We start from the raw sequence: 11,225 nt of genomic DNA on the forward strand, positions 1-11,225 counted from the left end.
ACCAATGGATAATCGTATTCTTATAGAAATGACAAGTATACAGACCGTGGATGGGCAGGCGGATACCAATCGGCTTACCTACCACGGCAGATATCAGGAAACGGATGGAAAAGCAATCCTTCAATATATGCAGGTGGATGAGATGGGGCGTACCCGCAATAAATTGGAAGTCTGGGACGGCGGCTGCCGCATGACGACGACAGGAGATATGGGACGGGTCATGGAATTTCTTCCGGGGCAGCGCACAAGCACGCAGATGCGGACCCCTATGGGATGCATGGATATGGATATTGTCACGCATGTCTATGAATTGGATGTTGTCAAGGAAAAAGAACCACACATGCAGATCTTACTGGTCTATGATCTCTATGTCGGTGGAAATACACTGGCAGAGAACCGGCTGGAAGTCCGTGTGCAACCGGCATAAAGAGAGCAAAGAAAAAGGCTTGTCCGTATCGGACAAGCCTTTTTGATATGTCTTATTTGCTGGCATTGAGTTCTTTCTGCTTGCGCAGTGCCCAAGCACGAAGCCCCTTTTTCTTCTTTTTGCCATCTTCGGATTCTGTTTTTCCGTGCAATCCGCGAACACTTGTGATGTAAAGTCCGCTGACTCTTGCCTTGACTTCCTTCTTTACAGGAATCTCATCAAAGATCGTCGCATCACAGATCAGTGACATGACCTTTGGACCAACCTTGGCCTTAACGATCGGCAACTTGGACAACTTTGCATAGAAAGGTGTCTGTGCGATCACTTGCTCCGGCAGACCGGAATCTTTGATCCGTAACTTTTTCTTGTCGATGATAAGCATTGTCACATTCTGGGCGGTTGCCTCCACCTGTGCGTTTTGCTCTTCCTGTTTCTTTTCGGCACGCTTGCCAAGGAAATACAATCCAATGATCAGCGCAACGAGAATGACCAATACAACAATCAATACAATCCAACCAGTACTCATTCCGTTATCCTCCTAAAAATATCGGAGTCCATTGTAGCATTATTCCCCTAAAAAAGCAATGGATGTGTCATATTGTAGATGGAATTTACATAAATTCATAGTGGATGATGGGACGGATCCGATCCCAGTGTGGAGAAAGGATGGAAAAATGAAAGAGACAAAGGTGCGAAGGGGATGCGTTGTGCGCAGCCTGCTTGTCATGTATATTATCAGTGGATTATTGTTGGTACTTTTAGCCCTTATCGTGTCACGTGTGGAAAAAGAGGATGCAGTCGCCCAGGTCGGCGTGATCGTCATCTATGTGCTTTCCTGCGGTATCGGGGGCTTTGTCCTGGGAAAATGGAAGAAAAGGCAGAAGTTTTTGTGGGGGCTTTTGGTTGGGATCTTATATGTGGCAACCCTGCTTGGGGCAGCCCTCTGGATCCAGAAAGGAAGCCTGCCGCCCATCCCCTATATGGGAACTGCATCTGCCATCTGCATCGGATCGGCAATGCTGGGCGGTATGCTGAGTTGAGGAAGCAGAAAAAATGCTTTTCCTTTAGGCACTTGTATGCTATAATATAGCGTAATCAAGCAGTAAAGGAGAGATATTTACAATGAAACATGTACAGACATTAAATACAAAGAAGTTACAGAACACAGTAAAGAAGGGTGGATGCGGCGAGTGCCAGACATCTTGCCAGTCTGCATGCAAGACATCTTGTACTGTAGGTAACCAGTCTTGCGAGAACAATCGCTAATCATCATATTTGTACAATGCGGAGCGTCCTACTTTTCGTGGGAGGCTCCATTCTGTAGTTAAAACAAGAAAAAGTACACGCGACCGTACGCTTGATAGCGTTCGGTCATTTGTGCGTTTATAGAAGGAGGACTATTTTGGTTCATCAATACAAAATGGGCGGTTACAATATCGTGATCGATGTCAACAGCGGGGCCATTCATGTGGTGGATGACATGACCTACGATATGATCGAGATGTATGAGTCATCCGATAAGGACAGCATTTTTGCAGAGATGGCAAAACGCTACCCGGATCACAAGGATGAGATCGCAGAAGTCTGGGACGAGATCGCAGAACTGATCGCCGCAGAGGAATTATTTACAAAGGACTCATATGAGCCTTATATCACAGATTTTGCCAAGAGACCTACGGTTGTCAAGGCACTGTGTTTACATATTGCCCACGATTGCAACCTGGCATGCCAGTATTGCTTTGCAGAGGAGGGCGAGTATCACGGTAAGCGTGAACTCATGTCTTACGAAGTCGGCAGAAAGGCATTGGATTTTCTGGTTGCCAATTCCGGCAATCGCCGCAACTTAGAGGTGGATTTCTTTGGCGGAGAGCCGCTGATGAATTTTCAGGTTGTTAAGGATCTGGTCGCATACGGCAGGAGTCTGGAGGAAACACATAACAAAAAGTTCCGCTTTACGCTTACGACCAATGGCGTGCTTTTAAATGATGACATCATGGAATTTGCCAACAAAGAGATGGGCAACGTGGTCTTGAGTATCGATGGCAGAAAAGAAGTCCATGACCGCATGAGACCTTTCCGCAAGGGGGCAGGATCTTATGATCTGATCGTACCGAAGTTCCAGAAGTTCGCGGACAGCCGACATCAGGAAAAATACTATGTGCGTGGAACCTTTACCCATAACAATCTGGATTTCTCTAAGGATGTCCTGCATTTAGCAGACCTTGGTTTCAAGCAGATCTCGGTAGAGCCGGTCGTTGCACAGGAGACAGATTCCTATGCGATCCGCGAGGAGGACTTGCCACAGTTGATGGAAGAATACGAAAACCTGGCATTGGAGATGGTAAAACGTCATGGAAAAGAAAATGACTTCAACTTCTTCCACTTTATGATTGATTTAGAAGGCGGTCCTTGTGTGGCAAAACGTTTGTCAGGTTGTGGATCAGGAACAGAATATTTAGCAGTAACACCGACAGGTGATCTTTATCCTTGCCATCAGTTTGTTGGAAATACCGACTTTTTGATGGGAAATGTGGATGATGGCGTGGTCAATACAGACCTGCGTGACGAGTTCAAGTCCTGCAATGTCTATGCCAAGGACAAGTGCAGGGAATGTTTTGCAAGGTTTTATTGTAGTGGTGGATGTGCAGCCAATTCTTACAACTTCCATGGCGATATCCATAATGCATACGATATAGGATGTGCACTTCAGAAAAAACGTGTTGAATGTGCCATTATGATAAAAGCGGCATTGGCTGCACAAGAAGGAGAAGAAGTATGAAACGATTAAAGAAAGGGCAGGGAGTAGCGTGGCTTGTGGTCCTGCTTGCCTGCATTGTCGGATTTGGTTATCTGGCATGGAATATTGTGACAGCGACCGTTTCCGGCAAAGATGATTTTGACATCCGTCTGGGTCTTGACCTTGCAGGTGGTGTCAGCATTACTTATCAGGTTGTGGGAGATACCCCGTCCAGCGAAGACTTAAACGATACGGTCACCAAGTTACAGAAGCGTATCGAAAATGAACTGGGATCCGACTCCTCTACAACAGAGGCGAGTGTTTATCCGGTCGGTGATGACAGAATCACTGTTGAGATTCCAGGTGTTAAGGATGCTAATGCACTTTTAGCAGAACTGGGAACGCCGGGCTCTATTTATTTCATCGCGCAGACAGATGCTGATGGAAACCAGAACTATTCTTATGACAGCACGACCGGTGGTTATAAGTTGAATTATGACCTGAATGATCTGATCGCAAATGGTTCCGTTATTTTGCAGGGGTCTGATGTAAAAAATGCTACGGCTACCAATCAGCAGAACCAGACAACAGGAGCAACAGAGCCGGTGGTATCTATTAGCTTGACAGATGCCGGAACAAAGGCATTTGCGGATGCAACCACAACGGCTTACGCAAGAGGTGAATCTATCGGTATCTACTATGACGGACAGTTTGTCAGTGTACCAAAGGTAAATGCAGCCATCACAGATGGCAAGTGTGTTATCGAGGGTATGAGTGATTTTGATGAGGCAGACAGCCTTGCTTCTTATATCCGTATTGGTGGTCTGAATCTGGAACTGGAAGAGTTGCAGTCAGAAGTCGTAGGCGCACAACTGGGAAGCAGCGCATTATCTACCAGTTTGCTTGCAGCAGCCATCGGTCTGATCATTGTCATGATCTTCCTTATGATCATGTACCGTGTGCCGGGTGTGGCAGCGTCCCTTGCTTTAGCACTTTACACAGGACTTATGTTATTTATCCTGTGGGCATTTGATATTACCCTTACATTGCCGGGTATCGCCGGTATCATCCTTTCCATCGGTATGGCGGTGGATGCCAACGTTATCATTTTTGCCCGCATCCGTGAAGAGATTGCGGCAGGCAAGAGTGTGATCGCAGCCATTGAGATTGGATTTAAGAAAGCACTTTCTGCCATTGTTGATGGTAATGTGACAACATTGATCGCAGCAGCGGTTCTTGGTGTTTTAGGTTCCGGTACGGTAAAGGGATTTGCCATTACCTTAGCGCTTGGTGTTGTTCTTTCTATGTTTACCGCCTTGGTCATCACAAGAATTTTGATGAACGCTCTGTATGCAGTAGGACTCCGTGATCAGAAGTTCTATGGCAAGGCAAAGGCAATGAAGAATATCAACTTCATGAGCAAGAAGGCAGTCTTCTTTGCCTGCTCTATCCTGGTGATCTGTGTCGGCTTTGTCGGCATGGGCGTACATGGTGCAAAGGGAGATAAGGCATTAAATTATAGTCTGGAATTTTTGGGCGGTACTTCAACAACCGTAGAATTTAACGAAGCCTACACTTTGGCACAGGCAGATGATGAAATCGTGCCAAAGATCGCTGAGGTCATCGGCAATAATGACGTCCAGACACAGGTTGTTGATAATACCAATCAGATCATCTTTAAGACCAGAAGTCTGGATCTGGAGCAGAGAGAAGCACTCAATACCATGTTAGAAAATGATTATGGTGTAGACGAGAGCGCGATCACTTCTTCCAATATTGGTTCTACCATCAGTGGAGAGATGCGTTCACAGTCTTTGATTGCTGTTATCGTAGCAGCATTCTTTATGCTTCTTTACATCTGGTTCCGCTTTAAAGATATCCGGTTTGCAAGTAGTGCCATCATTGCCCTGATCCATGATGTGCTTGTGGTACTGGCACTTTATGCAGTTGCACGTATTTCTGTGGGCAGCGCATTTATTGCATGTATGCTTACGGTTATCGGTTATTCTGTCAATGATACGATCGTTATCTTTGACCGTATCCGTGAAAATAAAAAAGTACTTCGTGATGAGACACCGGAGAGTCTGCAGACACTGGCAAATGAGAGTATCACGCAGACACTTTCCAGATCCATCAGTACCTCCTTTACGACAGTTGTTATGGTACTTATGCTTCTGATTCTTGGTGTAACAAGTATCCGCGAATTTGCATTGCCACTTTTGGTTGGTATTGTATGCGGTACTTATTCTTCTATCTGCATCGCTACAGAATTATGGTATGTGATGAAGGTACATATTAAGGGAAAAAAGAAGGCAAACTAAGATAGGTTACTTGTAAACATGCACATCATAAGGAGGAAAGGATGTACACATTAGAAGATATCAAAGCAGTAGATCCACAGATTGCAGATGCCATTACGGCAGAGTTTGGCAGACAGTCCAGCCATATCGAACTGATCGCTTCGGAAAACTGGGTGAGTCCGGCCGTGATGTCGGCAATGGGCAGTGTACTGACCAACAAGTACGCAGAGGGTTATCCCGGAAAGCGGTACTATGGCGGATGTGAGTGTGTTGATGTGGTAGAAGAATTGGCAAGAGAGCGTGCTAAAAAATTATTTGGATGCGACTATGTCAATGTACAGCCACATTCCGGGGCTCAGGCAAACATGGCAGTGCAGTTTGCCGTACTAAAGCCGGGAGATACTGTGATGGGTATGAATTTGGATCACGGCGGTCATCTGACCCATGGATCACCAGTCAACTTCTCAGGTACTTATTTCCATATTGTTCCTTATGGTGTGAATGATGAGGGATTTATTGATTATGATGAGGTGGAGCGCCTTGCAAAAGAATGTCATCCTAAGATGATCATTGCAGGTGCATCTGCTTATGCAAGAGCCATTGATTTCAAGCGTTTCCGTCAGATCGCCGATATGGTAGATGCGGTGCTCATGGTTGATATGGCACATATTGCCGGTCTTGTTGCAGCAGGTTTGCATGAAAGTCCGGTTCCTTATGCGGATGTTGTTACGACAACAACCCATAAGACTTTACGTGGTCCGCGTGGTGGTATGATCATGGCTACCGCAGAGGCGAATGAAAAATATAACTTCAATAAGGCTGTATTCCCTGGAACACAGGGCGGTCCGCTCATGCATGTGATCGCAGCTAAGGCAGTTTGCTTCCAGGAAGCCTTGCAGCCGGAGTTTAAGGTCTACATGAAACAGGTGGCTGACAATGCACAGGCACTTGCAAAAGGCTTGCAGGATAGAGATATCAAGATCGTATCCGGTGGTACTGACAATCACTTGATGCTTGTCGATCTGACCCCATATGATCTGACAGGAAAGGCAGTTGAAAAGTGGCTGGATGATGCACACATCACCGCCAATAAAAATACCATTCCGAACGATCCGAAGAGCCCATTTGTTACAAGCGGTATCCGTCTTGGTACACCGGCAGCTACAAGCAGAGGCTTGAAGGAAGACGACTTTGATCGTGTTGCAGAGGCAATCGCCAGCGTGATCAGGGAAGGCGAAGATGGCGTGGCAAAGGCGCGCAAGATTGTGGACGAACTCACAGATAAATATCCGTTGAAGTAATAACTTTGCTGCGAAGCATTGGGATTACCAATAGATTTTTGATAATGGAAGGAAAACAAAATGATCGATATTAAGTTTTTAAGAGAAAATCCTGAAATTGTAAAACAGAACATCAAGAATAAGTTTCAGGAGCACAAACTTCATCTGGTAGATGAGGTTATCGAGTTAGATGCGCAGGCGAGAGCTGCACAGCAGGAAGCAGATGAACTCCGTTCCAAGAAGAACAAGATCGCTAAGCAGATCGGTGCTTTGATGGGACAGGGCAAGAAGGAAGAGGCAGAAGCAGTCAAGGCTGAGGTTGCCGGTATTTCTGCGAGACTTGCGGAGTTAGAGCCGAAAGAAAAAGAATTACAGGAAAAGGTTACACAGATCATGATGAACATTCCAAACATCATTGATCCATCCGTACCGATCGGCAAGGACGATTCCTGCAACGTCGAGATCGAGAAGTTTGGCGAGCCGGTCGTTCCTGATTTTGAGGTTCCATATCATACAGATATCATGGAACGCTTTGACGGCATTGATCTTGAGAGCGCTGGAAAGGTTGCTGGAAACGGCTTCTACTATCTGATGGGAGACATTGCAAGACTGCATTCTGCAGTGATCTCTTATGCAAGAGACTTCATGATTGACCGTGGATTTACCTACTGTGTACCACCGTTTATGATCCGTTCTAACGTGGTTACCGGTGTTATGAGTTTTGAAGAAATGGATGCCATGATGTATAAGATCGAGGGTGAAGACCTCTATCTGATCGGTACATCCGAGCATTCTATGATCGGTAAGTTCATTGATACTTTGAATGATGAAGAAAAATTACCATATACCCTGACTTCTTATTCTCCTTGCTTCCGTAAGGAAAAAGGTGCCCATGGCATCGAGGAACGTGGTGTTTATCGTATCCATCAGTTTGAAAAGCAGGAGATGGTCGTTGTATGTAAGCCGGAAGATTCCAAGGCTTGGTATGACAAGTTGTGGCAAAACACCGTTGATCTCTTCCGCAGTCTGGATATCCCGGTTCGTACCCTGGAGTGCTGTTCCGGAGATCTTGCAGATCTGAAAGTAAAATCATGTGATGTAGAGGCATGGTCACCTAGACAGAAGAAATATTTCGAGGTAGGCTCCTGCTCAAATCTTGGGGATGCACAGGCTCGCCGTTTAAAGATCCGTGTGAAGGGTAAGGATGGTAAGTATTTTGCCCATACCTTGAATAACACGGTTGTTGCACCACCAAGAATGTTGATCGCATTCTTAGAGAACAACTTAAATGCAGATGGTTCTGTTAATATTCCAGTGGCTTTACAGCCATACATGGGCGGTAAGACAGTGCTTGTTCCAAAGCATTAGTGTGTCAAAAAGAAACATATCGAAGCACAGTGAGCCAATCGCTGTGCTTCTTCTTGTTTATGGGACAAATATCTGCCAACTAATGTACAAGCGATAAAAAAACAGAAAATTCTGAAAAAAGAGTGGTAATATGCCATCCACCTTGCTACAATAGCAGTAAGAGAAAACGAAGCGAGGAGGACATGTGACATGAAGGTTTTTACAACGGACAAAATTCGTAATGTGGTTGTTCTGGGGCACAGTGGGGCAGGCAAAACCAGTCTGGTGTCCGCGATGAATGGTATTGCAACCGCATCCAAGCAACGCATGACAGAACCGGCGGCAACAACGCAGATGCTTGTGCAGCCGATTTTGTGGGACGATCACAAGATCAACATTCTGGATGTGCCGGGAGCATTCGATTTCGTGGGGGAGATTGAAGAAGCCGTAGGCGTTGCAGATGCTGCCATCATCGTTATTTCCGGTAAGAATGGTGTGGAGAACGGAACGCGCAAGGCATGGGCTATGTGCGAAAAATACCATTTACCGCGTATCGTTTATGTAAGCGACATGGATATTGATGATGTCTCTTTTAAAAATGTTGTACTGGGTTTACAGGAATTGTATGGCAAGTGTATTGCACCTTTTCATTTTCCGCTGCGTGAAAATGAGGAATTTGTGGGTTATGTCAATGTGATCCAAGAGCGGGCAAAGCGTTGGCAATCCGATGGAACGGTTGTAAAGTCAGAAGTGCCGGAATATTCTATGGAAAATCTCTCTATCTATCGGGAAGCCCTGATGGAGGCGGTAGCAGAGACCAGTGAAGAATTTCTGGACCGCTATTTTGCAGGCGAGACTTTCTCGGAGAACGAGATCCGACAGGCACTCCGCGTCAATGTATCCGAGGGAACGATCGTACCGGTCATGATGGGCTCCAATACCATGGAAAGAGGTATGTATACACTATTGGCAGACATCATCAAATATCTGCCGTCACCGGATCAGCGCAGTGCAACCGGTATGAATGTCCTGACCCAGGAACTTTTCGAGGCAAATTATAATTTTGCTAAGGCAAAGACAGCCTATGTATTTAAGACTATCATGGATCCTTTTATTGGAAAGTATTCCCTCTTTAAGGTCATGTCCGGTGTTATCAAGTCAGACGATAACCTATACGACCCAGTCAAAGGACAGGAGATCCGCATCAGTAAGTTGTATGTCATGAAGGGAAGCAAGGCAGAAGAAGTAGAGGAACTGCACGCGGGCGATGTGGGTGCCCTCAGCAAGGTGTCGGGCTTGCAGACCTCCACGACACTTTCGACCAAGGCAACGCCGGTTCTTTATCCGGCGACCGCAATTTCCACGCCATATTGTGCAATGCGCTATTTTGCGGCAGATGCCAAGGAGGATGACAAACTGACGCAGTCGCTTTTAAAACTGGCAGAAGAAGACCGGACACTTCGGGTGGAAAATGACAGTGAAAACCGTCAGACGCTTGTATATGGCATCAGTGAACAGCATTTGCAGGCGGTCGCAGACCGACTAAGAGCCAAATATAACGTCGAGATGCAATTAGAAGCACCGAAAGTAGCATACCGTGAGACTATCCGGGGCAGTGCGGATGTCGAATACAAGCACAAGAAGCAATCCGGTGGACATGGACAGTACGGACATGTCAAAATTAAAGTATCTCCGTCAGGAAATCTGACCAGCGCATATGAATTTGAAGAGACTGTTGTCGGCGGAGCCGTACCGAAGAATTTCTTTCCGGCAGTGGAAAAGGGTATTGCCGAGGGAACGCAGGCAGGACCGCTCGCAGGATATCCGGTGGTCGGCATCCATGTCAATCTTTACGACGGCTCATCTCATTCGGTGGATTCGTCAGAGGCAGCCTTTAAGACAGCAGCCACCATGGCTTTAAAGGATGCCCTCATGAAAGCCGATCCTGTCCTTTTGGAGCCAATCGCATTGCTTCAGGTGCGTGTACCGGAGGATAAAGTTGGCGATGTTATGGGAGAACTCAGCAAGCGCCGTGCCAGGATCATGGGCATGAATCCGGAGCAGGAGAATGGCAGGCAAAGGATTGAGGCAGAGATTCCCTATGCAACACTCTATGGTATCGGGACAACACTTCACTCTATTACAGGAGGGGAGGCAGAGTATTCCTACGAATTCCTGAAATATGAAGTTGAAAATAAGGGATAACTTAAGAAAGTCTTAAAGACTTCCCTACTTGGAAATTAAATGATGAACCGCTACAATATGTATATGATTAATCAATACATGTTGTGGCGGTTTTTGTGTGTCGGATGCATAATTTTGCAAGGCATCAGATATCATCTTAAAAAACACAACAAAATTCTCTGGAGGATAAAATGGTAAACGTACTGGTTTGTGATGATGAAAAAGATATTGTTTCTGCACTGCGGATTTATCTGGAAAGTGAGGGCTATCAGGTCTATACGGCATATGACGGTATAGAAGCGCTGGAAGTGCTGGAAACAAAAGAAATACATTTGGTGCTCCTGGATGTGATGATGCCACGGCTGGATGGGATCCAGACCATGGCAAAGATTCGCGAGACATCTAATGTTCCGATCATACTTTTGACAGCAAAGAGTGAGGATACGGATAAGGTTTTAGGACTCAATGTCGGTGCAGATGATTATGTGACAAAACCTTTCAATCCGGTAGAATTGCAGGCAAGGGTCAAATCACAGTTGCGCCGCTACATGCAACTGGGGGGAAACCATGCAAGCGCTTCCGGTGATGATGGCATCATCGCGATCGGTCCGATCGTATTAAATGATCGGGCTAAAGAAGTGACGTTAGATGGAGAACTGGTCAATCTGACAAGGACAGAATATGATATCCTGCATCTTTTGATGGAAAACCCGGGAAAAGTATTTTCCCCGGCACAAATTTATGAACAGGTCTGGAAGGAAGATGCCTTTGGCACAGAAAATACCGTTGCTGTTCACATTCGTCATCTGCGTGAAAAACTGGAGTATGATCCGGCAGAACCAAGGTATGTTAAGGTTGTGTGGGGAAGAGGGTACAAGGTTGAAGACAAATAGAGCTCGTCCGTACAAACTGCCACGATGAAATAAAACAGGAAGAAATGTGAGGAATTT

The 11,225-nt window shown here is 45.9% G+C and carries 10 protein-coding genes; 9 read left to right on the forward strand and 1 reads right to left on the reverse strand.

What is annotated here, in order from left to right:
- Positions 1 to 4: 4 nt before the first annotated feature.
- A complete protein-coding gene (locus DW183_RS09190; RefSeq protein ID WP_118281700.1) occupies positions 5 to 427 on the forward strand; it encodes a DUF1934 domain-containing protein in 423 nt (140 codons plus the stop codon).
- 52 nt (positions 428 to 479) lie between these two features.
- On the opposite strand, the gene DW183_RS09195 is transcribed toward DW183_RS09190, so the two are convergent.
- Entirely contained in the window at positions 480 to 953 is a 474-nt protein-coding gene (locus DW183_RS09195) for a hypothetical protein (protein ID WP_118281701.1), read from the reverse strand.
- 148 nt (positions 954 to 1,101) lie between these two features.
- Between DW183_RS09195 and DW183_RS09200 the strand changes: the two genes are divergently transcribed.
- The 8 genes from DW183_RS09200 to DW183_RS09235 all read left to right on the forward strand — a co-directional run bounded on the left by DW183_RS09200 (position 1,102) and on the right by DW183_RS09235 (position 11,168).
- Entirely contained in the window at positions 1,102 to 1,467 is a 366-nt protein-coding gene (locus DW183_RS09200) for a TIGR04086 family membrane protein (RefSeq protein WP_158573058.1), read from the forward strand.
- Between the two features lie 82 nt (positions 1,468 to 1,549).
- Complete coding sequence (scfA, locus tag DW183_RS09205; RefSeq protein ID WP_118281703.1) at positions 1,550 to 1,693, forward strand: six-cysteine ranthipeptide SCIFF; 144 nt, start codon at positions 1,550 to 1,552, stop codon at positions 1,691 to 1,693.
- 136 nt (positions 1,694 to 1,829) lie between these two features.
- Entirely contained in the window at positions 1,830 to 3,206 is a 1,377-nt protein-coding gene (gene scfB / locus DW183_RS09210; RefSeq protein WP_118281704.1) for a thioether cross-link-forming SCIFF peptide maturase, read from the forward strand.
- The gene (gene secD, locus DW183_RS09215) at positions 3,203 to 5,485 is read left to right on the forward strand and encodes a protein translocase subunit SecD (RefSeq protein WP_118281705.1); all 2,283 of its coding nucleotides are present in this window, start codon (positions 3,203 to 3,205) and stop codon (positions 5,483 to 5,485) included. The genes scfB and secD overlap by 4 nt, the downstream gene beginning before the upstream one ends.
- A 41-nt stretch (positions 5,486 to 5,526) precedes the next feature.
- Entirely contained in the window at positions 5,527 to 6,765 is a 1,239-nt protein-coding gene (gene glyA, locus DW183_RS09220; protein ID WP_118281706.1) for a serine hydroxymethyltransferase, read from the forward strand.
- Between the two features lie 60 nt (positions 6,766 to 6,825).
- On the forward strand, positions 6,826 to 8,112 hold the full coding sequence (serS, locus tag DW183_RS09225; RefSeq protein WP_118281707.1) for a serine--tRNA ligase: 1,287 nt from the start codon (positions 6,826 to 6,828) through the stop codon (positions 8,110 to 8,112).
- A 189-nt stretch (positions 8,113 to 8,301) separates the two neighbouring features.
- Positions 8,302 to 10,296 (forward strand): elongation factor G, encoded by a 1,995-nt coding sequence (locus tag DW183_RS09230; protein WP_118281708.1) that lies wholly within the window; start codon positions 8,302 to 8,304, stop codon positions 10,294 to 10,296.
- Positions 10,297 to 10,466: 170 nt separating this feature from the next.
- Positions 10,467 to 11,168, forward strand: coding sequence for a response regulator transcription factor (locus DW183_RS09235; protein WP_118281709.1), 702 nt, complete (start codon positions 10,467 to 10,469; stop codon positions 11,166 to 11,168).
- The last annotated feature ends 57 nt before the right edge of the window (positions 11,169 to 11,225 follow it).

It is taken from the genome of Roseburia sp. AM16-25, assembly GCF_003473825.1.
In the GTDB taxonomy this organism is placed as follows: domain Bacteria; phylum Bacillota; class Clostridia; order Lachnospirales; family Lachnospiraceae; genus Pararoseburia; species Pararoseburia lenta.